The organism is Pseudomonas sp. MWU347 (assembly GCF_017947305.1).
Lineage (GTDB): Bacteria > Pseudomonadota > Gammaproteobacteria > Pseudomonadales > Pseudomonadaceae > Aquipseudomonas > Aquipseudomonas putida_A.
Window position 1 is genome coordinate 452,377 of the sequence record NZ_JAFGZB010000002.1, and the last position, 22,042, is coordinate 474,418.

Below are 22,042 nucleotides of genomic sequence, written 5' to 3' on the forward strand. Positions count from 1 at the left end.
CGCGACGCCCACGGGTTTGCACGATCAAACACCCGTTCGGTTGTTGATGGGGCGACAGTCTGCTGTGCCGATGCGACAACCTGCCACACGCCATCCGCTTACCGCCCGTAGCGCTGTTGGCTGCCATTGAAACGCTATGCTAGCTTGGCCGCCTCGCCAGGAAGGCCCGCCAACAGCAGGAGCGCAACATATATGAGGAACGCACATGGCTGAGGCCACGCCCGCGCTTGAAATCCGCAACTTGCACAAACGCTACGGACAGCTAGAGGTGCTCAAAGGCATCTCGCTGACCGCCCGCGACGGCGATGTGATCTCGATCCTCGGTTCCTCCGGTTCCGGCAAGTCCACGTTCCTGCGTTGCATCAACCTGTTGGAAAACCCGCACCAGGGTCAGATTCTGGTGGCCGGTGAAGAACTCAAGCTCAAGCCCGCCAAGAATGGCGAACTGGTTGCTGCGGATGGCAAACAGATCAACCGCCTGCGTTCCGAGATTGGTTTTGTATTTCAAAACTTTAATCTGTGGCCGCACATGAGTGTGCTCGACAACATCATCGAGGCCCCGCGCCGCGTGCTCGGCCAGAGCAAGGCCGAGGCGATCGAAGTCGCCGAAGCGCTGCTGGCCAAGGTCGGTATCGCCGACAAGCGCCACGCCTACCCGTCGCAACTGTCCGGCGGTCAACAACAACGCGCCGCGATTGCCCGCACGCTGGCGATGCAGCCGAAGGTGATTCTGTTCGACGAGCCCACCTCCGCCCTTGACCCGGAAATGGTTCAGGAAGTACTTAGTGTCATCCGCGCACTGGCCGAAGAAGGCCGCACCATGTTGTTGGTGACCCACGAAATGGGCTTTGCCCGTCAGGTCTCCAGCGAAGTGGTGTTCCTCCACCAGGGGCTGGTGGAAGAGCAAGGATCGCCTCAGCAGGTGTTCGAAAACCCGCTTTCGGCGCGCTGCAAACAATTCATGTCCAGCAACCGCTAACGGAGCAACATGCATGCAGAATTTTAAAAAGGTCTTCCTGGCCGCCGCCGTCACCCTCGCGTTCAGCGCCGGAGCCATGGCCGAGACCCTGAAGATGGGCATCGAAGCGGCGTACCCGCCGTTCAACAACAAAGACGCCAGCGGCAACGTGGTCGGCTTCGACAAAGACATCGGCGACGCCCTGTGCGCCAAGATGAAAGTCGAGTGCAGCGTGGTCACCTCCGATTGGGACGGCATCATTCCTGCGCTGAACGCCAAGAAGTTCGACTTCCTGGTCTCCTCGCTGTCGATCACCGAAGAGCGCAAGGGCGCGGTGGATTTCACCGACCCGTACTACTCGAACAAACTGCAGTTCATCGCACCGAAAGATAAAGACTTCAAAACCGACAAGGATTCGCTCAAAGGCAAGATCATCGGCACCCAGCGCGCAACGCTCGCCGGTACCTGGTTGGAGGACACCTACGGTAGCGATATCGAAGTCAAACTCTACGACACTCAGGAAAACGCCTACCTGGACCTGACCTCCGGTCGTGTCGACGCCATCCTGGCCGACAAGTACGCCAACTACGACTGGCTGAAAAGCGACGCCGGCAAGAACTATGAGTTCAAGGGCGACGCGGTCGTGGAAAGCGACAAGATCGGCATCGCCGTGCGTAAAGGTGATCCGCTGCGTGAGAAGCTGAACGCCGCACTGAAGGAAATCGTCGCTGACGGTACCTACAAGAAGATCAACGACAAGTACTTCCCGTTCAGCATCTATTGATCTGACCTGCGGGACCGGCACCGTGATCCGACGGCGCCGGCTCCCGGCCTTGCCTGCCGCGATTTGAAAAGAAATCCATGATTATCGACCTCTACGGATTCGGCCCGGCCCTCGCCGCCGGTGCGCTGATGACCGTCAAACTGGCGCTGACGGCCCTGTGCCTGGGACTGGTGCTCGGTCTGCTCGGCGCCTTGGCCAAGACTTCCCCGTACAAGCCGCTGCAATGGCTTGGCGGCACTTATTCGACGCTGGTGCGTGGCGTCCCGGAATTGCTCTGGGTGCTGTTGATCTACTTCGGTACGGTCAACCTGATGCGCAGCCTCGGTGAGTTTTTCGGCAATCCCGACCTGCAACTCAGCGCCTTCGCCGCCGGCGTGATTGCGCTGGGCCTGTGCTTCGGCGCCTACGCCACGGAAGTGTTCCGCGGCGCGATCCTCGCCATTCCCAAGGGCCACCGTGAAGCCGGCGTGGCGCTGGGCCTGTCGAAATGGCGGATCTTCACCAAGCTGATCATGCCGCAGATGTGGCGCATCGCCCTGCCCGGCCTGGGCAACCTGTTCATGATCCTGATGAAAGACACCGCGCTGGTGTCGGTGATCGGCCTGGAAGAAATCATGCGTCACGCACAGATCGGCGTGACCGTGTCGAAACAGCCGTTCACCTTCTATCTGGTGGCCGCGGTCATGTATCTGGGCCTGACGGTGCTGGCGATGAGCGGCATGCACTTCCTGGAAAAACGCGCCGCTCGCGGCTTTGCGAGGAGCGCTTCATGAACTGGGAAGTGATCATCAAGTGGCTGCCGAAACTGGCGCAGGGCGCAACCCTGACCCTGGAACTGGTGGCGATTGCCGTGATTGCCGGCCTGCTGCTGGCCATTCCGCTGGGCATCGCCCGCTCCTCGAAGCTGTGGTACGTGCGCGCTTTGCCCTACGCCTACATCTTCTTTTTCCGTGGCACGCCGCTGCTGGTGCAACTGTTCCTCGTCTATTACGGCCTGGCGCAGTTCGATGCGGTGCGTAGCAGCGCACTGTGGCCGTATCTGCGCGATCCGTTCTGGTGTACCACCGCGACCATGACCCTGCACACCGCGGCGTACATCGCCGAGATCCTGCGCGGCGCGATCCAGGCGATTCCGCCGGGCGAAATCGAAGCGGCGCGGGCACTGGGCATGTCCAAGCCCAAGGCGATGTTCTACATCATGTTGCCGCGTGCGGCGCGCATCGGCCTGCCGGCCTACAGCAACGAAGTGATCCTGATGCTCAAGGCCAGTGCGCTGGCGAGCACCGTGACCCTGCTGGAACTGACCGGCATGGCCCGCACGATCATTGCCCGCACCTACCTGCCGGTGGAAATCTTCTTCGCCGCTGGCGTGTTCTATCTGCTGATGTCCTACGTGCTGGTGCGCGGCTTCAAGCTGCTGGAGCGCTGGCTGCGCGTCGATGCCTGCCAAGGGCGTTGAAACTTCCCACGTGCTGACGGGCGAGGACCTACTCGCCCGTTTCACTGCGCTGGATGCTTTTCTGATTGAGCATCAGGCGCTGTGGAAACCTCGTCCGTTCACTCATCTTTCGCTTCCATGGGAAACCGCCTACCCCGAATTGGCTTCGTGGCTACGCGGACGATCGCTGGAAGATGCAGAGCTTGTGCATAACCACCCTGCCGATCTCATCGATGCGCCGGAGCCGTTCGCTTCATTGGCGGCGTTGTCGGCTGCGCTGAGCGCAGTCGGAGAGTTGCCGGGACATGCGCTGGAAGCGGCAGGCCATCGATTGAATGTCGATGTGCCGGGGCGCAAGTGGCAGCAAATTGAAGCGTTCGCCAGCCGCTTGTCTTTCGCCTCTGCGCCAACACATTGGCTGGACTGGTGTTCCGGCAAGGGGCATTTGGGCCGGCGCCTGCTCGGCGCCGGGCAACAGCTGACCTGTGTTGAATACGATCCGGCGCTGGTCGCCAGCGGTCAGGCATTAAGTCAGCGCCATCATTTGCACGCCCTGCATGTCGAGCAGGATGTGCTGGCAGCAGACGCCACGACTGTTTTGAGCGCTCAACACACCCCGGTCGCCCTGCACGCCTGCGGCGACCTGCATGTGCGCCTGATGCAACTGGCGAGCGCTGCCGGATGTCAGCAGATGGCCATCGCCCCGTGCTGCTACAACCGGATCAATCGCAACGAGTACCAGGCCTTGTCCTGCGCCGGCATGCGATCTGCCCTACAACTCTCGCTCGAAGATCTGGCACTGCCCATGAGCGAAACCGTCACCGCCGGCGCACGCGTCCGACGTCAGCGCGACACCTCGATGGCCCGGCGCCTGGCCTTCGACCTGCTGCAACGGCAACTGCGCGGCGTCGACGAATACCTGCCAACCCCGTCCCTGCCCAGCGTCTGGCTGGACAAACCCTTCGCCGATTACTGCCGCGACCTGGCAGCGCTGAAAGAGTTATCCACAATCGGCACGCCAGACTGGCAGGCACTGGAAGCCGCCGGTTGGCAGCGGTTGGCCGAAGTTCGCAACCTGGAACTACTGCGCGGACTGTTCCGACGACCGCTGGAGCTTTGGCTGAACCTTGATCGAGCGATTTTCCTCGGTGAACAGGGGTATGTCGTACGCCTCGGCACCTTTTGCGACACCCCACTGACACCGCGTAATTTCCTGCTGCTGGCCGAACGCGCTTAAAATCTTTACAGCCTGTGGATAACTCTGTTGATGGTTTTCCAGTGGATCCAATATTCACGGCCGTTAGACCGCTTAAACAGCATTGGTCATTTTTTGTTCATATTGATAAAAAACCTGTAAAACAGGGATTTGCGCACAAAATGAGAACGTGTCCACAAAATCCCCTGCAACACTGCCGTTGCGTCGATCCGTTGTGCATAAGCTTCCAATCAAAACGACATAAACGGGTGAAATGGGTGCTTGAACGGTGCAGAAATCCTGCCCTCACGCACATTCTGGCTTGATCGCGTAGCACCTCGGTTTTGCGGCTAAAAACCCGGCGACACCGCTCACGCCAAGCCTGATCCAGCGCCTGCGTAAAAATAGTCTGAATTCAGGGGTTTACAGAACCAACCCAATCGCTATAATCGTCGCCCACACGCCGGTATAGCTCAGTTGGTAGAGCAACTGACTTGTAATCAGTAGGTCCCGGGTTCGACTCCTGGTGCCGGCACCATACAAAACAAAGCCCCTGCAGAAATGCAGGGGCTTTGTTGTTTCTGGCGTTTGAATATGAAAAGCGCAACAGCTGAGTGTTCATGACTTTGACCATGAGGTTATGAGCGCTCACCCTATCTAAAAGATCTTTGCTGTAGATCGCGGCAACCCACACAAGACCGCCTGACTTCATCAGCGCAAAAGGCCTCCCCATGGAGCAAAGCCAACAATCTGCAGACACGCCATTCAGCACCTCGCCAGCAGCTGAGATATCGAACTCCCCCACCGACAAAATTCAAATAAGCGAGCGCTGAAGGTCCGTCACAAGTTGATACGCGAAGTTGATTTTGACGCAGAGCTTTGCGCATAAACTCGCCGCCGACAACATGGAACAGGGAGTCAACTGATGTCTACATGCAAAAAAGCCTTGGAAATCCGCGAAGCATTTGAGGAGGCCGGAAACGCGCTCTCGTTATTCATCGATCTGTGCACATCTGATATTCAACTCACCCAACGCAGCATACTGGCCTTGTCGGCTTATGGCAGAACCTGCATGAACACCTTTGAGGACGCCGAACGCTGGTTGCGCAGTCAAGACGAGGCACGAGCCAACTTCCTCCCTGAACAGACCAAAGCAGGGAAATAAGTAGGAAATAAGGGACAGGCCACTTTTTGAGCTGAGACTGTGGTCTGACTCTATTTTTCCCCACCTTATTTTGCTCGTGTCACTACGGAGCTTAGGTTGGCGAAAACGCTTTGAGAAACCCCGGCCTTCCTTTGCTCTTCAGTGGCCGCCGAGAGCGGCAGCAGCGTTACGCGCGAGGCCTTTCCAGCCTTCATCTGTCGTACAGACTCCATCAAGTCCGTCTGAAATCGCTCTAGCTCATTTGCCATGCCTTTTCTTCGCCTTCAGCTATTTTCTCCAACGCTCGCTTGCTGAACTTATGCAGCTTGAACCGAAAGCGAAATCCGCCTTCCAAGTTGCTGCAACGCACGCTCAACATTCTCGATTTTGGAGTGATGCAGAAAATCTACCAAGCGATCGACCTGGGGCCGTTGTACGCCGAGACGACGTGCCAACTCGGCCTTGCTTAAACCTGACTCCAAAAGCGTATTCCACAGAGCAACCTTTGCTGCAGTCAGCGCAGGCAGACGCAATACGACGCCACTTGCCTGTTCTCCTGCCTGCCCGGTCGGAATCAACCGGCGATCATCAACGTATATCGAGAGCGCCGTCTCGATTGCATCAATGGCGGTGTCCAACGCTTGCTCAAGGGTGTCGCCAACGGCGTGCATCTCAGGAATTTCTGCGCAGGTCAGCCAGACACTGCCCGGCTCTTCGTGAACTTCCAACGCATATTCGAACATCACACTTCCTCAGATGGGTACAGCCGGGTCTCAATCCTTGAGGCCCAGCTGCTTGATTATCGATTTTCTCAACCCTTCGCCCATTTCCTTGGCTCCATGGTCGGGAAACACAGTTGATTTGCCATTCAAGGAAACCTTGAAGTGACTTCCCTTGCCGGTTTGAAACTCAACGCCTTGGGCTTTCAACCATCGCCGAAACTCGCTGTACTTCATGCGCATCACTCGCCGTTTCGGTGAAGCGAATGTGCAACATATTTGCTGCGAGCGCAACATAAGTGTTGCACTACACAGAGATGGCAACGGCCACCACCTGGCCACGATTGCGCACCCGTCCTCCGCAAGCTACCGTCAAACCCGTCGCTGCCAATTCAGCGACCGGGCCTGATAACCCGAGTAAGATACAGGCGCACCAGCGCCCCAATTCACGTTTGCCGGCGCATTTTTTTGTCTGCATTACCGTGCAATGGCGGCTGTGCGTGGGAGATCTTCGGGTCTGCCGGGTTCCTGTATCTCCGGTTTATCAGCCCGCGCATAGCTGCCACCCATTCGCCTGATAACGAATTGGCAGCTCTCATTTGATACAGGGAGTTCACAAATGAATGCCATCGATCCATCCGTAATCCGCCGCGCTGCCACACCGGTCACCTCACACCACGCCTTACGTACGGCAGGTGAAGCGAAATGACCGACTACCTCGATTTGAAAACACCAGGCCTTACGCACTTTTCCTTCCAGGCCAATCAAGCGCTGTTCCGCACCAATCGTGGTGTTCCAGTGATGGCCGCCCTCTCGCACGCCTCACACTTGCTTCACATTTCCAAGTTACTGACTGCAGATTCCACAGTTTCTCGCGATCCTGACCTTCACGCTTACGCCTCGCAGTATCTGCAGGAGTTGAGCAAGGCGCTGATTGACGATGTGGTGAAAGTTCTGGATGCGCCAACAGCAAGCCATTGACGTAAACCGCCAAAAGAAAGCCCTCGCATACCGCGAGGGCTTCTTGTGTTTCAAACCTGACTGATCTCAAACACAAACGAAATCCTGCGTTGACTCGCACTCCACACATAACGCAGATGTTTGCCCTGCTTCGGAATCGACACCGCTGGCGGCCGGAAAGCGGCGACACATTCGTGGCCCGGCAGGCGAACGCTGCTGTAGAGCATCCCCCACGATTCAGACTCACGCAGTTGTCGGGCAAACGCCTGGGATGGGCCATAGGCGTCTGGATCGGGTTGATGCAAATCGGGAAAGTCATCACGAACATCATGCAGCGGCTTAACCACACGATTGACGTAAGTGCGCATGGTCAACTCAAGATCCGCCTCGTTGGTGGCCGCGAGGAAACGTTCCTGGTGATAACAAGTCTCGGCGATAGCCGCAGCCTGGCTGCTGGCGGCGTAGTAGACGCCGAAGGTGCCATCGGTGAAGCGGCTGCTTTTGCCGATGTGGGTGAACGCCGCCATCACCGGGGTTGAACCGGGGCCGGAGAGTCGGTCTTCTGGACGCACGCGGGCGAGGACGCCGGCCTGCTCGATCAGGCGATCGTTGGTCAGTGCTTCCAGCGCGTAGGCGATTTCCAGGTCTTCGGGGTCGAGTACGTCTTCGAACAGCGCAATCGGCGGGAAGCTGCTGTTGACGATCCGGTAGGCCTTCGGCCATTGCGGCTCAGCCAGGGGCGGGGCCTTCAACCGCGCACCCCGTCGAGGTAGCGGCGCACGTCGGCGATATCGACCACCCTCCCCGCGAGCATGTAATCCAGCGCCGTTCGACCATTGAATGGCGCAGCCGTGTTTGGGCTGCTGACCCACGTATAAGCACGCTCGCGACTGTTGCTGAAGATGATGCTCAAGGCCTTGTGAATGCCCATCAGATACGAGATGCGCTCCAGCGTGTCGTGCGGCAGGCGAATATTCGGCGGCAGGTGTTTGTACTTGTAGAACGTGGTGTTGCCGACGCCGCCCAGCAAAGTGCGCTGCTGTTCGGCGTTGCAACCCCAGCGCTCCATGAGATTGAAGAAAAACTTCAGCGCGACGCGCCCGGCCTCGGGGACGTCGAGTTGTTCACGCGGAGTGAGGGTTGGGGATGAGGTAGGCATGGTCGTCCTTCTAAGCGGGTCCGCAAGATGAGCGTAGTACACATATGAATTTTTTACATGAAATTATTCGCATACGAATAAACGCCTAAGAATTTCCAAGTTGACACGTTAATGTTCCGTGGCAGAGGATCTGCCTCAAGAGCGCGAAACCGACTGCCATCAGGTGGCGATAGTCGGCGTTAGGAACCCCGTTGATGACCTGAAGATCAGCGCTCGGGTGAGACCTCTACCCTTGTTCAAGGGAGCAAAAAGCCGACAGCAATGTCGGTTTTTTATTGCCTGGTTTATTTGAGCATTTCGCTTGCCTAGTCGAAGTGCTGGCGAACTTTGCCTATGTGCATTCACATGCGGACGCTCTTCAGCGCCCCGTGAATGGCGGCTCTAGAGTCGCAACAAACTGGTGAAGACGAAATTGGAAAGCATCCCTGATGCTAAGGGCACTCGCGCTCAAAGCTGAAAAATATGCGCATATCTCGCCGGGGAAATTACAGGAGCCATAAGCCGTTTCTCCTCGAAAAACCCTCCCTGCGCACCAAAACCACGCACTTTTCTTGACCCCAATCACCCCCACGTCATCAAAAATCCCGATCCTGTGTCAGCTTCCAGCCATCGGCGGGGACATCAATTCGCTACTAAACCCGCGACAACTATGCTCAGGTGCTGGAATATAGCCGGCATATGACGCCGGATCGGCAGTCTCGTAAACAACAATACCCAGCCCACTTCAGAGGGCATTACCCATGGATAGCAGAACCTTACGCAACCTCATGCGCATCGTGCAGACCGGCTCGTTGTCGGCCGCAGCCGAGCATTCGTGCCTGACCGTGCAGGCCTTGGCCGCGCAGTTGAACAAGGTCGAAGAGCAGTTCGGTTTCCGCTTGTTTCGACGTTCCAACAAAGGGCTGACGCTGACGCCGCAAGGCACGGAGCTGACGCCCTACATGGACAAAGTGCTGATTGCCACGCGACAGATGGAAGAAAAGGTCGAGGCGCTCAAGGTACCCGGCCAGCGCACATTGAAGGTTGCGTTGAACAACACGTTGTCGTCTGACTTCAACCGGCGAATGATCGGACGCCTGATTGAGGTGTTTCCCGATTACCAGATGGAATTCAGCTACGCCGAGTCGATGGAAAACCTCAGCAAGCTGAAGAATGAGGACTTTGACCTCGCGGTGCTGATCGGCCCGCAGCGGCCGGGTTTGCCGAGCATTGTTTTGCCGGATGTGCAGGTGCAGGTGGTCGGTGCCCATTGCGGGCAGGAAAACGATCCACTGACGTTGCTGGGCAACAAGTTTCAGGTGCGTCCTGCGGAAGATTGTCCGTATTCCCACAGTTTCCTGCGTTTTCTCGACGCCGGACTGGGCAATCACGAGAACGGTCAACGCATGGTCTATTCCTGCAGCGAAACCCTGACCCTGTCGCTGATCACGCAGATGGACGCGGTGGGCATGGTGTCTCGTGAGGCCGCGCAAAAGAACGGCCTGACGATTTTCCCCGGATTCGAGGATTTCCTCGAAGTGCGTCTGGCGGTGAACAACCCGAACCTGTCGGGGCAGGCCCTGAATGACGTGGTCGATCTGCCGCTACATGAACGAGCCGAGCGCAATGTACGCAGCCGTCCCAACCGCCACACTGAGAAAGAGGTTTTTGCTGAAATACGCACATAACAACGTCGGAATGGCTGCATAAAATTCCGGGCGATCGAGCTGTAGGTGCTGATCCTTGATCAACAAGGGTGTCAGGCTGATCGCAGCGACGATCGCCACCGGCAGGTATTCCAGCGCCCGCGCAACGAACGGCGGCCAGTGCTCGGTGTTGACTTGCAGCGGCAGCGCGCGTGGCAGGAAGGTCACGGCCATCATCAGCGCGACCACCAGAATCAGGAACGTTTGGTCAGGCATACACCCACTCCGCAGCCCACGAACGTGGCGATGAAAACGTTGAACGGCGAAGTACCGACCAGGCTCAGCGCGCCCATGCAGGCGACGGCAGCTGCTGCGGCGATGAGTTTGTTGCGGGTGTTGCACAGCGACACCAGCACGTAGAGCATCATCGCGGTCAGTGCGTAGTCGAGCTGATATTTGATCAGGTGCGATGCATATTGCGCGCAGACAGCGCCCAACAATCCGCCCAGCACCCAAGAGGTGTGGCAGAACAGGTTGAAGCCGATCAGGTAACGAATGTTGACCGGCGCGCCGGTGCCCAGTTTGACGCTGTGGAACGCGAAGGACTCGTCGGTCAGGCCACCGGCGTAAGCCCAGCGCTCCATGCGGCTGAGCCCCAATGCGCGCAAGGCCTTGGCCATGTACACCGACATCAGCATGTGCCGCGCATTGATCAGGAAGGTGGTCAGCACGATGGTGGTCAGCGAAGCGCCGCTGGAGATCAGCGCCAGTGCGGCGAATTGCGAAGCGCCGGCGTAGACGAACAAGCACATCGCCACCGGCAGCCACATCGGCAGCCCGGCGTTGACCGCCATCAGCCCGAACACGAACGACACCGTGAAGTAACCGGCCACCACCGGGCTGGCTTCGGCAAACGTGCGCGATGGCTGATGAGCAGCCATCAGCGGCGCACTGCCGGACGTTTCATTCATAGATCCCTCTCAAATGTCCGCTCGCCGTGGGGTTCGCAAAAACCCTGGGCAGTCCAGAATCGCTTGCCCGCGAGGTTAGCATCGTCGACGAACAGAAACATCCGTAATACACCGACCCGTTTCATGTCGGATGACGCCGCTTCCACCAACCGCTGGCCGACGCCCTGACTGCGATAGCGTGGGCTGACCGCCAAGTGGTTGATGGTGCCGCGACTACCGAGCATGCCGCCGAGCACCGCACCGACGATTTCGCCTTCGACGTCGAAGGCCAGATAGGCCGTGGTGGTCTTCTGGATCAATACACCGCGCAGGCATTTGGCGTCCTGCCATTCGCAGAACGACACTTCGTCGAACTGCCGGAAGAAGCGCTCCATGCGCTGCGCGTCCTTGGCGGTGGCGCGTCGCAGCACCACCGGCGTCGAGCACTCGACGCCATCGATTGGGGTGATCTGATTAGCGAACAATGTCGAAAGCGGTCCCGGGCCGCGAGAAGGAAATCGCCAGAATCTGCCGGTACGCCATGGCATGCGTGTGGGTGTTGCGCGCCGGAGTCACGTAATGGCGCATGTCGCGATCAAGGAAGTACGTGGTGTCGAGGATTTCCTTGTAGGTGGTCGACGCCAGTTGATGCTCGTGAACATCGTACAAACGGCTTTCCGCGCCCTCGACGTTGTTGCGCCCCCAGAAGTGCACACCACTGAACGGATAGCCGTCGCAGTGAATCCCTTCCGGGGTGATTTCCAGTTGCTTGCCGGGTTTGATCTCGATGCGGATCTGATGAATCTGGCACTGCCAAATCTCATCGTGCAATTCTTCCGGCAACACGCTTTTGTACACTTCAAAATCGGTGTCGATCAGGCTGCGCATTACCGGCGAAGTGATCACTTCATCAGAGAAGTCCTGAAAGTGCCGCACAACACCGCCCACGTAGGCGTTGTTCTCTTTCGACTGCACGTACGCGCGATGCTCGAGTTGCTTCAATTCACGTGTTTTCGGGTTGTACTCGAAGTCGCTGTAACGACGGTAACGCATGCCGGCTTCGGCCTGACCGTAATAACTGTCTGGCTCCATGTTTTCCCAACTTTTGGTCAGTCTGACGAAGTCGGCAAAATGACCGTAGAGATTGAAGTCACCACCCTGGACGTTGACATATTTGTCGCGCCGTAGCGATTCGCCCACTTCTCTGTTCAAAACGATCATTACCAAATTCTCCGCTGCGTTGAGCGGCCTAATCTATTAGGTGGAGAATTTGCGTCCATGAGAAAGAATTTCAGGCATTTAAAGCCCTGCTTGAAACGGTACTTGAAGACGCTTCAAAACAACTTTTACGTGACAAAAACACGGGTTTTTTACGGTTTTTGCGAAAAAGACGTCGAAAAAAAACCCCGAGCCAGTCGGGGTTTTCTCATGTTTCTTACACCGGATCGTTCATCAGAAGATGTTGATCGGGTAGTCCACGAACACACGCACTTCGTTGCCGCTGCTGTTGTAGTCGGCGGATTTCTGCGACACGCGCAGAATCGAGCTGCGCAGTTTCACGCTAAGGTCTTTCGCCGAACCGCTTTGCACGACGTATTTGACCTGGTTGAAGATCTCACGCTCGGTGCCGCCACTGCTGGTGTCGGTGGTGATGTTGTCGCCACGCACGTAAGCAAAGTTGTAGCTCAGGCCAGGTACGCCAAAGGCACCGAAGTCCAGGCCGTAGCCCAGTTGCCAGCTGCGCTCGTCTTCAGCGTTGAAGTCCGACCAGTACGAGTTGGCCAGGTAAATGGTGTTGCCACCGTCGCCCTGACGACGACCATCGTTCTGATAACCGCCGTACGGATAACCCAGGTTGCTGTCACCGGTACTGCGCTGGTGCGCCACGGTGAACGAGTGCGGGCCGGTGGCGAATGTGGCCGCCAGGCTCCAGATCTTGTTGTCCTGGCCGCCGGTGTTCTTGATGTCGGCATAGGACTTGTCGAGCTTGGTGCGATAGCCGTTGAAGTCCAGGGTCAGGGACTGATCCTTGTCGATCGGGAACACGTAGTTGGCGTTCACGTACTGCTTCTTCATGACGTCTTCAACGTCGGAAGCGTACAACGCCGCCTTGAACTGTTCGGTGAACTGGTAGCTACCGCCCAACACGTTGATCGACTTCAGACCACCGCTGTCACGGCCTTCAGCGCTTTTACGCGATTCGGCGGTGAAACGACCGGCGTCCAGTTGCAGGCCTTTGATCTCTTTGGAGGTGATCAAGGTACCGGTGTAGCTTTCCGGCAGCAGACGCGAGTTGTCGTAGTTCAGCACCGGCAGGGCCGGCATCTGGTCGCCGTAGGTCAGCACGGTGTTGGACACGCGGAATTTGACCGCAGCGCCACCCTTGGACAGGTCGTCAGCCGCATTGCCGCTGTCACCCTGTTTGAAGAAGTCGATACCACCGGCGCCGCTGCGGCCCTTGCCGCCATCCAGACGCAGTGCGTAAAGACCGAAAGCATCGACACCCACACCCACGGTGCCTTGGGTGAAGCCGGAAGAGAACGTACCGATGGCCGCCTGGCCCCACTCGGCTTTATCTTCGTTACCATCTTTGTAATCACGATTGATATAGGCATTGCGCAGCAGCACTTTGAGGCTGCTGTCTTCTACAAAACCCTTGGATTCGGCCTGGCCGTCAGCCATTGCCGAAGTGGCACTCAACATCCCCAGTGCGATCAGACTGATTCGCTTGTTCAACATTTTGTTTTCCTTATTACGGGTTGAAACGCGCTGTGTCGAACGGCTGAAACGGCGCTATTGCACTCTTTTTTCACCCCGAAACAAAAAGACCCGCCCACGGCAAAACCGTGTCGGGCCCTTTTATTATTTTTGAGTCATGGCGGTTGGCCACAGGCGTTGGGCCGAATCGTAGCCGCGCCCTCAATAATGTGTCAATTTCAAGAATCGTCTTTAAATAGGTAAAAATCGTCTAAGAATCGTAAATTTTGCGATAGCGTATTGCTCGGAAATGCGCTCAGCCAGTGAATCCAGTGCGATTAAGCGCAACCGTCGAGACCGCATTGCGCGGGGGATTGCCCCGACTCAACAGTGACAACCGCTTGCCCCAACCAGTCGGCGAAGGCCTGCGGTTTGCCAAGCCAGGGGCTGATGTCGATCAAGGTGAATTGCCCGTCCCGCTCCAGCGCCAATGTCGGAAATCCCTGGCCACCCAGTTGTGCCAAGAGTTCTCGGCTGGCTTTTACATGCGCTGTCGTATCAACGGATTTAAACGCAGCCGCGAAGATGTCACGGGTGTAGCCCAACTCACGGGCGAGTTCGAACAGTACGGATTCATCGGCAATCCGCCGTCCTTCCACGTAATGCGCCGTCTGCAAACGTCCGAGCATCTGCAAACCGCGACCGTCGATGGACTCTGCCGCCATCACCGCCGCAATCGGCGGCGTCGAATCGAAGACCGCCGAGTGATCACGCAGCAGACCTTCGAAATACGCTTCGCCAAAGGGTTGTCCGGTGTATTCGGCAATGCGCCGGTCGTGGGGCATGACGTAATCGCGCAGTTGCGGCGAAACTTGCTGGCGATTCGCGCCGCTCATCATTCCGCCCGCATGGGCGACGACCGGCAGTACTTGCTGCGCCGCTTGCACCAGCGGTTTGGCGCCGTAGCACCAGCCGCACAATGGGTCGTAGATGTAGTGAAGGATCATGGGAGAACTCCGGCAACAAAGTAGAAATATTCGATGCCGGCAGACTATTCCTACGCGTGTTGGGGAAAAACGCCGGAATGGCTCTCAGACTGTTTCGAGAATCGGTCGAATGGATCGACCGGTCAGGATGTATCCAAATCGACATAAATTGAAACAATCTGACAGGGGAACTTCTCAGGAATAAATTACGGGAGCAAATGCAAAGCATTACCATTCGCGCGTTTGAATTTCCTTACCCTTTCGGATGCGCTTTTCCATGCCTGCCCCGTTCCGCCTCACGCCTGTCACCCTTGGATTGTCTGCCTTTCTGTCCAGCGGTTTTGCTTACTCCGCCACCGAACTGCCCGCCACCGCGATCAGCGCCGAAGAACAAGCCGAGGACCCGCGCGTCAAGATCAGCAACACCGCGACTCGCACCTCCACCCCGGTGCGTTACGTGCCGCAGGCCATCGACTCGATCAAGACCACGAACGTCGCCGACTACGGCACCAATGACATCGGTGACGCCCTGAGCGGCATTCCCAACGTCAGCAGCAGCGCCGACACGCGCTTCGACAGTCTGCGTATCCGCGGCTTCGACGCCAGCAACGACTTCTATCTGGACGGCATTCGCGACGACAGCCAGTACAAGCGCGACCTGCACAACATCGAGCGGGTCGAAGTGCTCAAAGGTCCGGCGGCGGTACTTTACGGCCGTGGCAGCCAGGGCGGGATCGTCAACCGCGTGAGCAAGCTGCCCGAGTTCGGTCGTCGTTCGACCATCGAGGCCCAAGGCGGCAGCGACGACCTGCGCAGCCTGTACGCCGACCTCAGCACCGACCCCAGCGAAAACCTCAGCCTGCGCCTGAACATGGGCAACATGGATGAAAACAGCTTCCGCGACGGCGTCAGCGGCAACCGCCAGCTGTTCGCGCCGTCGATGAGCTGGCAACTGACCCCAGACTTGAACTGGCTGGTGCAATACGAATACAGCCGCTACAACCGCACCCCGGATCGCGGCATTCCCGGTGTGAATGGCCGCCCGGCGGATGTCGGTCGCGACACCACCTACGGCAACGATCACGATTTCATCGACGACAAGGCGCAGTCCCTGCGCTCGAAACTCACCTACGAGATCAACGACAACTGGCAGCTGCGCCAGACCCTCGGCGTGTTCAAGCTCGACAGCGATTTCGACAACACCTACCTGACCAGCTTCGACCCGAAAACCAACAAGGTTGCGCGCCAGCACTGGCAGCAGGATCTGACCACCCGCAACGTCTACAACAACCTCGAACTGGAAGGTGGTTTCGATACCTTTGGCCTTGAGCATCGCCTGCTGACCGGCGTCGAGATCGGCAGCCAGCGCCGCGATCCGAAGTTGTACAACGCCGCGACCGGCAGGACCCCGGGCGCGCAGTCGGTGCCTTCCCTTGACCTGTTCAACCCCAACCGCGAGCTCCGTCACACCGGCAGCATGCAGGTGTTCAGCGACAGCCACACCGAAGTCGAAGGCCGCGCGGTGTACGTGCAGGATCAGTTGCGTCTGAACGATCAATGGCAACTTCTGGCCGGCTTGCGCTACGACACGTTCGATATCGAGTCGACCAACCAGCTCAAGAACCTCACTGAGGATCGTGACAGCCACAGCACCAGCCCGCGCTTTGGGATTGTCTGGACGCCACTGCAGAATCATTCGTTCTATGCCTCGTGGTCGAAGACCTTCTCGCCCGTTGGCGGCGGCCTGATCGGCATCACCCCGGGGGCTGCCGGCAATAGCAACGACTTGAGTCCGGAGCTGACCAAACAGAAAGAAATCGGCGTGAAAAGCGACTGGCTGGATGATCGCTTGAGCACCACGCTGGCGGTCTACGACCTGGAACTCTACAACCGCCGTACCAGCGACCCGAACGATCCGACCCTGACCGTCATGACCGGTCTTCAGCGTTCGCGCGGTATCGAGTTGACCGCTACCGGCAAACTGGTCGGCAACTGGTACATGCGCGGTGGCGTCGGCGTGCAAGACACCACCATCGAGAAGGATAACAACGGCCTGGAAGGCAAACGCGTCAACAACGTGGCCAAACACAACGGCAGCCTGTTCCTGACCTGGAAACCGGAGATGGGCTGGTACGGCGAAACCGGTCTGACCGTGGTCGGCCAGCGTTATGCCGACAACGCCAACACCACCGTGCTACCGGGTTACGGCCGCTGGGATGCGCTGGTCGGCTACCGTTTCAAGGACTGGGACTTGCGCGCGGCACTGAACAACATCACCGACCACGAGTATTACGCCTCGGCCACCAGCCAATATCAGATCCAGCCAGGCGCACCGCGCAGTGTGGTGATGACCGGTACCTACAGTTTCTGAATGCACACAAATCCTGTGGGAGGGGGCTTGCTCCCGAAGGCGTCATGTCAGGCAACACCATCGTCACTGACTGATTGCATTCGGGAGCAAGCCCCCTCCCACAGGTTCAATGTTCGCAATGGTTTTTGTGTCGTGCATAAAAAAGCGCCGCCATCCCGGCAGCGCTTTTACCAATCCCTGTTGTTTTTCTTATCCTTCCATCACAGCCCATAACGCTTCCAGTTCGGCATCGCTGAACAGGCCAGCGGGGTAGCGCTCGATCATCATCCGGCGCGGATCAGGTTCCCTGATCTGACGCGTTCCATTGGACTTCAAAAAGTGCGCGACAATCTGGAGCGATTCGCCGTTGACGGCCATGGGATGCAAAGTCCGCTCGCTGACTACGTTCACTTCGGCGTTCATTTCAGCGCTCTCTCCCCGTTCGTGAGCGGCTACGTTATCCAAGGTATATGACAGAACTGTTGAAGTTCCCCCCTCTCCCTAGTGCACTTTGTCCGATACAAGAGCTATGCCAAGGTTTCCGATTTGTCGACAGGCGGATACAAACAAGCCCGCGGTCCAACAGGGCCGCGGGCTTGTTTGAATGTGTAGCAAGCTAATCTTTGCCTGGCCGATTTATGAATCAACTCAAGCTGTTACGTCTCAACTCACTCTTTGTGCGGGGCTGGCTGTTGTTGGGTAAGGCAGTGGATATTGCCGCCGCCCAGTAACAGTTCACGGCCCGGCACCATCACCACTTCGTGTTGCGGGAACAGCTTCTGCAGGATTTCCCGCGCAGGCGCGTCCATCGGATCGTCGAAGCTCGGCGCGATGATGCCGCCGTTGACGATCAGGAAATTCACGTAGGAACCGGCCAGGCGCACGGAAGGGTTGCGCTCCTGCGTACCGTCGACCGGATCGACACCGGCGCACTCCTCTTCGGTCGCGTACAGCGGCCCCGGAATCGGCATCTTGTGCACCGTGAACGGGCGCCCCTTGGCGTCGGTGCTGCTTTGCAGCACGTTCATTGCGGCCTGGCAGCGCGGGTAGTTCGGATCCTGCGGATCGTCGGTCCACGCCAGCAGCACTTCGCCCGGGCGCACGTAGCAGCAGAAGTTATCCACATGACCGTCGGTTTCGTCGTTGAACAGACCATCCGGCAGCCAGATGATCTTATCCACAGACAGATTGTCGCGCAGCACCGCTTCGATCTCTTCGCGGCCCAGGTGCGGGTTGCGGTTGTGATTGAGCAGGCACTCTTCAGTAGTGATCAGCGTGCCTTCGCCGTCGACGTGAATCGAACCGCCTTCAAGCACAAAACCTTCGGTGCGATAACGCGGGCTGCGCTCGATTTCGAGAATCTTGCCACCGACCTGCGAATCACGGTTCCACGGCGAATACAGACCGCCTTCAAAACCACCCCAGGAGTTGAAATCCCAGTTCACACCGCGCACTTCGCCGCTTTTGTTGATGACGAACGTCGGGCCGGTATCACGTACCCAGGCATCATCGCTGGACATCTCGACCACGCGGATATTCGGCACGTCTAGACGTGCGCGTGCGTTCTCGTACTGACCGGCCGACACGGCAACCGTCACCGGTTCAAAACGGGCGATGGCCTTGGCCACTGCAACGTGCGCGGCCTGCGCCGGCTTGCCACCCAGGCGCCAGTTGTCCGGACGCTCAGGCCAGATCATCCAGGTCTGGGTCTGCGGCGCCCACTCGGCCGGCATGTAGAAGCCATCGTCACGCGGGGTACTTTTCAAAGTGGTCATCGGATCAGGACTCCAGGGAACCGTCGAAGGGTTACAAAGCGATGGCGACTTTATAACCGATAAATATCGTATTTTAAATGCTTTAAAATGACGCCAGTCTAAAAAAAACAGTTAAATACCGATACAAATCGAATTATCACTGAACCCATGTGGGAGCGGGCTTGCTCGCGAAGGCGGCACATCCGTCGATATCACCTTTGAATGAAAAACCGCATTCGCGAGCAAGCCCGCTCCCACAAAAGCAGCGTTTACAGACCTTCCTCAAGCACGCGATCCAGCATGTCGACAAAGAAGTCCACGCTGCGGCGCGAGGTGACCATCGGCGGTTTGATCTTGAGAATGTTCAGGTCATCCCCGGTCGGTTGCATGAAGATTCCCAGCTCGCGCAGGCGATCGCACAACAACGTGGTCTCCTCGGTGGCCGGCTCCAGCGTCTCGCGGTTGCGGATCAGCTCTACCCCCAGATAGAAGCCGGAACCATGCACCGCGCCCACCAGCGGGTGTTTATCGATCAATGCCTCCAGCCGCGTCTTGAAATGCCCGCCAACCACCTGGGCGTTTTCCCAGAGCTTTTCTTCTTCCATCACATCCAGCACCGCCATACCGACCTGGCAGCTCACCGGACTGCCGCCGGCCGACGAGAAGAAATAGCCTTCAGCTTCCAGCGCCTCGGCGATTTCCCGACGCGTAATAACGGCGCCGAGCGGCTGGCCGTTGCCCATGCCCTTGGCCATGGTGATGATGTCCGGCACCACGCCCTGCTCTTCGAAGCCCCAGAAAAAGTGACCCATGCGCCCGTAACCGACCTGGACTTCGTCGGCGATGCACACCCCGCCCTGGGCCCGCACCAATGCGTAAACCTGCTTCAGATAACCGGGCGGCAGGGAAATTCCGCCGGCGTTGCCGTACACCGGTTCACAGATGAAACCGGCCAATTGGCGCTCCTGCGCGGCGATATGCGCCAGTTGCGCTTCGACGCTGCGCACATAGTCCGGCGCCGAATCGAGGCCGCGAAACTCGCCACGGTAGGTATTCGGCGCGGTCACCGGGTGCACCCAGTCCGGGCGGCTTTCCAGCGCGCGCGGGTTGTCGGCAACCGAGGTCGACACCGCATCGGCCCCGACCGTCCAGCCGTGATAGGCCTCCAGCACGCTGAGCATGTCGCGCCCGCCGCTGTAGGCCCACGCCAGACGGATCGCCAGGTCGTTGGCCTCGCTGCCACTGTTGACCAGAAACACCCGATCCATGCCTTCCGGCGCCAGCTTCAGCAAGCGTTCGGAGAACTGCGCCACGGCTGCATAGTTGAAGCGCGAGTTGGTGTTGAGCAGCGACCACTGTCGCGCCGCCACCTGGGCCATGCGCGGATGACCATGGCCGAGCACTGCAACGTTGTTGAGCATGTCGAGATAGGAACGGCCATGCATGTCGATCAGGTGATTGCGCCAGCCACGTTCGATGCGCGGCGGGTCGACGTAATAATGTTTTTGCGTGCGGGCGAAACTGGCGTCGCGCCGTTCGAGCAAGGTTTTCGCATCCAGCTCCGGCTCGGCATCGCAGGACAGCCCCAGCAGTGCTGCCGGCGACGGGCACAACGCCTGCCACGCCGCAGCGCGCGAAGGGCTGCAGAACAACGGCGCATCCAGCGATGCAACGCGGCTCACCTGCACAATCAACGGACCTCTGACCGCACCCAGCACCTGACCTTTGACCAGCGCCGCGCCGCTGTGCAGCGAGGCGCTCACGCCCCTCAGCCGCACGCTGAGCTGCGGTCCGTCGAGTTGCAACACACCATCCGCCGCGTGATGCAGCACACCGGCAAACGGCGCTTCCACCGCCGAGCCCTGCGGCACGCGCAACTCAACGTGCAGCGGGAACGTCTCCGGTTCCACTGCTGTGTCCACTCGCGTCTGCGACAAGCGGTATTGCCCGTAACGACTCGCTGCCAGCCCATGCGTGGCAGCGGCTTCAGTCAGCAGTCGTTGATCGATACCCTCCTGCTCCCAGTTGCCTGCCTCGAAATGCGGACTCAGGACACCAAGGTCGATCAGCGCAAATTCCCGCCCGACCAACTCCGGCAGCAGCGGTGCGAAGCCTTCACTGCCGATGGCTGGAAGAGACTGGCCGACAGACGTGAGGATCGCCGCTTCCATCAATGCCAGCGGCACCGAAGTCGCCACGTGGAAAATTTCCCATTCGTGACCAAGATTGTCGCGACTATAGGTATTACCCGGATCGATGCTGACCTGTTGCTCGCCACTGAGCACCAGCACCGCCGCCCGCGCCACGATCAACGGCCACAACGCCAACAGCTCTTCATGTTGCAGCGGATTGACCGCGTGATAGGCCTGCACCGCCGGCAGAATCACAAACGGATCACCGCCGGCATGGTGCAGCAGCGCCGCGCACGTCACCGACAGATCGGTGATACGCCAGGTGCGCACCAGATCACCGAAGTCGATCACGCCTTGCAATTGCCAATGACGCTTGGCATCGCGTTGCCAGACAGCGTTATCGTCGGTGATGTCCATGTGGATCGCCTGCACCGGCAGCTTGTCCTGCAACGGCTGCAAGCGACGTTCGGCCTGTTCGGCGGCTTGCGCGATCAAGGCGCGCTGGCGCTCATCCTGAATCACCGGCAGCAGATGGCTGATCAGCGCACTGGCGTGGCGGGCGTCCCATTGCAGCGTGCGCTGAAGGCCCGGGTGATCGAAGCCGGCCAGGGCCAGGTCCATCTCGCCACACAACCGACCGAATCCGGCCACCACGTCATGGCCCAAATGCTCAAGATGGGTCAGCGGCTGGCCTTCGATGTAGTCCAGCAACCGCACGTGCACCGGCTCGCCGTCGGCTTCCAGCGACAACAGATCCTCGCCGTTACTGGCCGGGATCACTTTGGGCACGTGCACCGACGAGTACTCGGCAAGGTACTTGAGGCCTGCATGCTGAGCCTGCAACTCCACAAGTGCATAATCGCCGCGGCAGATTTTCAGGACAAAGCGCCCACGCTCACTGTCGACCCGATAATTCAGGTCCTGCTGACTGCCCAGCGCCTGTAGCGTGCCGCTGAGCCCGTAATGCTCGGCCAACCACTGCCGTGCCTGCGCTTCAGAAACCTGCGGGCTGGGCAAACTGGCGCGATGAATCAACGTGGCGAGCGGCATGGGACGACCCCTGAGATTTTATTAGGTGCCTATATCGCCATTGCTGCAGTGGATGCGCAACCCCCGACCGGAGATATTCAAGCGCTCGCATCCGCCGGCACTTTGCGCAAGAATGTCGGCCATTCACCCCTATCTGGAAAA

Annotated in this window: 22 protein-coding genes, 1 tRNA gene and 1 pseudogene; 10 read left to right on the forward strand and 14 right to left on the reverse strand. The window is 58.5% G+C overall.

The features are described 5' to 3' along the window. Positions 1–205: 205 nt before the first annotated feature. The 7 genes from KCG87_RS05580 (at position 206) to KCG87_RS05610 (ending at position 5,540) form a co-directional block, all read left to right on the forward strand. A complete protein-coding gene (locus KCG87_RS05580; protein ID WP_041071351.1) occupies positions 206–979 on the forward strand; it encodes an ABC transporter ATP-binding protein in 774 nt (257 codons plus the stop codon). A 13-nt stretch (positions 980–992) separates the two neighbouring features. Further along, on the forward strand, positions 993–1,742 hold the full coding sequence (locus KCG87_RS05585) for an ABC transporter substrate-binding protein (protein WP_027611242.1): 750 nt from the start codon (positions 993–995) through the stop codon (positions 1,740–1,742). A 77-nt stretch (positions 1,743–1,819) separates the two neighbouring features. After that, positions 1,820–2,515, forward strand: coding sequence for an ABC transporter permease (locus KCG87_RS05590; RefSeq protein ID WP_003220715.1), 696 nt, complete (start codon positions 1,820–1,822; stop codon positions 2,513–2,515). Then, positions 2,512–3,201 carry an ABC transporter permease gene (locus KCG87_RS05595; RefSeq protein ID WP_003220713.1) on the forward strand — a complete coding sequence of 230 codons (690 nt, stop codon included), beginning with the start codon at positions 2,512–2,514 and terminating at the stop codon, positions 3,199–3,201. Before KCG87_RS05590 ends, KCG87_RS05595 begins: the two co-directional genes overlap by 4 nt. Then, positions 3,182–4,417 (forward strand): methyltransferase, encoded by a 1,236-nt coding sequence (locus KCG87_RS05600; RefSeq protein WP_210556821.1) that lies wholly within the window; start codon positions 3,182–3,184, stop codon positions 4,415–4,417. Before KCG87_RS05595 ends, KCG87_RS05600 begins: the two co-directional genes overlap by 20 nt. A gap of 420 nt (positions 4,418–4,837) precedes the next feature. Beyond that, positions 4,838–4,913 (forward strand) — tRNA-Thr (locus tag KCG87_RS05605). A gap of 387 nt (positions 4,914–5,300) precedes the next feature. Further along, on the forward strand, positions 5,301–5,540 hold the full coding sequence (locus tag KCG87_RS05610; protein WP_095137947.1) for a hypothetical protein: 240 nt from the start codon (positions 5,301–5,303) through the stop codon (positions 5,538–5,540). Positions 5,541–5,632: 92 nt separating this feature from the next. Here the strand turns inward: KCG87_RS05610 and KCG87_RS27425 are convergent. From KCG87_RS27425 to KCG87_RS05620, 3 genes and pseudogenes are all read right to left on the reverse strand, one after another. Then, positions 5,633–5,788, reverse strand: a pseudogene (locus KCG87_RS27425) (transcriptional regulator); the annotation flags it as partial. A gap of 48 nt (positions 5,789–5,836) precedes the next feature. Next, positions 5,837–6,262, reverse strand: a complete 426-nt coding sequence (locus tag KCG87_RS05615; protein WP_139053587.1) for a type II toxin-antitoxin system HicB family antitoxin — start codon at positions 6,260–6,262, stop codon at positions 5,837–5,839. Positions 6,263–6,292: 30 nt separating this feature from the next. Next, positions 6,293–6,475, reverse strand: a complete 183-nt coding sequence (locus KCG87_RS05620; RefSeq protein ID WP_041071532.1) for a type II toxin-antitoxin system HicA family toxin — start codon at positions 6,473–6,475, stop codon at positions 6,293–6,295. A 468-nt stretch (positions 6,476–6,943) separates the two neighbouring features. Between KCG87_RS05620 and KCG87_RS05625 the strand changes: the two genes are divergently transcribed. Beyond that, a complete protein-coding gene (locus tag KCG87_RS05625; protein WP_115985254.1) occupies positions 6,944–7,219 on the forward strand; it encodes a DUF3077 domain-containing protein in 276 nt (91 codons plus the stop codon). 50 nt (positions 7,220–7,269) lie between these two features. On the opposite strand, the gene KCG87_RS05630 is transcribed toward KCG87_RS05625, so the two are convergent. Next, a complete protein-coding gene (locus KCG87_RS05630; protein WP_135294757.1) occupies positions 7,270–7,950 on the reverse strand; it encodes an RES family NAD+ phosphorylase in 681 nt (226 codons plus the stop codon). After that, on the reverse strand, positions 7,947–8,357 hold the full coding sequence (locus KCG87_RS05635) for an MbcA/ParS/Xre antitoxin family protein (RefSeq protein ID WP_210556822.1): 411 nt from the start codon (positions 8,355–8,357) through the stop codon (positions 7,947–7,949). The genes KCG87_RS05630 and KCG87_RS05635 overlap by 4 nt, the downstream gene beginning before the upstream one ends. A gap of 740 nt (positions 8,358–9,097) precedes the next feature. Here KCG87_RS05635 and KCG87_RS05640 point away from each other — a divergent pair. Continuing rightward, on the forward strand, positions 9,098–10,024 hold the full coding sequence (locus KCG87_RS05640) for a LysR family transcriptional regulator (protein WP_007961685.1): 927 nt from the start codon (positions 9,098–9,100) through the stop codon (positions 10,022–10,024). On the opposite strand, the gene KCG87_RS05645 is transcribed toward KCG87_RS05640, so the two are convergent. The 6 genes from KCG87_RS05645 to KCG87_RS05670 form a co-directional block, all read right to left on the reverse strand. Then, complete coding sequence (locus KCG87_RS05645; RefSeq protein ID WP_003220702.1) at positions 9,941–10,258, reverse strand: AzlD domain-containing protein; 318 nt, start codon at positions 10,256–10,258, stop codon at positions 9,941–9,943. The two genes, KCG87_RS05640 and KCG87_RS05645, sit on opposite strands and share 84 nt — an antisense overlap. Beyond that, positions 10,237–10,953 carry an AzlC family ABC transporter permease gene (locus KCG87_RS05650; protein WP_003220701.1) on the reverse strand — a complete coding sequence of 239 codons (717 nt, stop codon included), beginning with the start codon at positions 10,951–10,953 and terminating at the stop codon, positions 10,237–10,239. Before KCG87_RS05650 ends, KCG87_RS05645 begins: the two co-directional genes overlap by 22 nt. Then, complete coding sequence (locus tag KCG87_RS05655; RefSeq protein WP_003220700.1) at positions 10,950–11,327, reverse strand: GNAT family N-acetyltransferase; 378 nt, start codon at positions 11,325–11,327, stop codon at positions 10,950–10,952. The genes KCG87_RS05650 and KCG87_RS05655 overlap by 4 nt, the downstream gene beginning before the upstream one ends. Positions 11,328–11,406: 79 nt before the next feature. Beyond that, positions 11,407–12,153, reverse strand: a complete 747-nt coding sequence (locus tag KCG87_RS05660) for a 2OG-Fe dioxygenase family protein (RefSeq protein WP_003220699.1) — start codon at positions 12,151–12,153, stop codon at positions 11,407–11,409. Between the two features lie 231 nt (positions 12,154–12,384). Further along, positions 12,385–13,671, reverse strand: coding sequence for an OprD family porin (locus KCG87_RS05665; RefSeq protein WP_210556823.1), 1,287 nt, complete (start codon positions 13,669–13,671; stop codon positions 12,385–12,387). Positions 13,672–13,967: 296 nt separating this feature from the next. Further along, a complete protein-coding gene (locus KCG87_RS05670) occupies positions 13,968–14,636 on the reverse strand; it encodes a DsbA family protein (RefSeq protein WP_210556825.1) in 669 nt (222 codons plus the stop codon). A gap of 256 nt (positions 14,637–14,892) precedes the next feature. Here KCG87_RS05670 and KCG87_RS05675 point away from each other — a divergent pair, with 256 nt between their 5' ends. Continuing rightward, on the forward strand, positions 14,893–16,986 hold the full coding sequence (locus tag KCG87_RS05675) for a TonB-dependent siderophore receptor (RefSeq protein WP_210556827.1): 2,094 nt from the start codon (positions 14,893–14,895) through the stop codon (positions 16,984–16,986). 189 nt (positions 16,987–17,175) lie between these two features. Here the strand turns inward: KCG87_RS05675 and KCG87_RS05680 are convergent, their stop codons facing one another. From KCG87_RS05680 to KCG87_RS05690, 3 genes are all read right to left on the reverse strand, one after another. After that, positions 17,176–17,388: a hypothetical protein gene (locus tag KCG87_RS05680; protein WP_210556828.1), complete on the reverse strand. Its 213-nt coding sequence runs from the start codon at positions 17,386–17,388 to the stop codon at positions 17,176–17,178. Positions 17,389–17,633: 245 nt separating this feature from the next. Continuing rightward, the gene (gene aguA, locus KCG87_RS05685; RefSeq protein WP_139053592.1) at positions 17,634–18,740 is read right to left on the reverse strand and encodes an agmatine deiminase; all 1,107 of its coding nucleotides are present in this window, start codon (positions 18,738–18,740) and stop codon (positions 17,634–17,636) included. A 248-nt stretch (positions 18,741–18,988) separates the two neighbouring features. Further along, entirely contained in the window at positions 18,989–21,901 is a 2,913-nt protein-coding gene (locus KCG87_RS05690; RefSeq protein WP_210556829.1) for an aminotransferase, read from the reverse strand. Positions 21,902–22,042 lie beyond the last annotated feature (141 nt).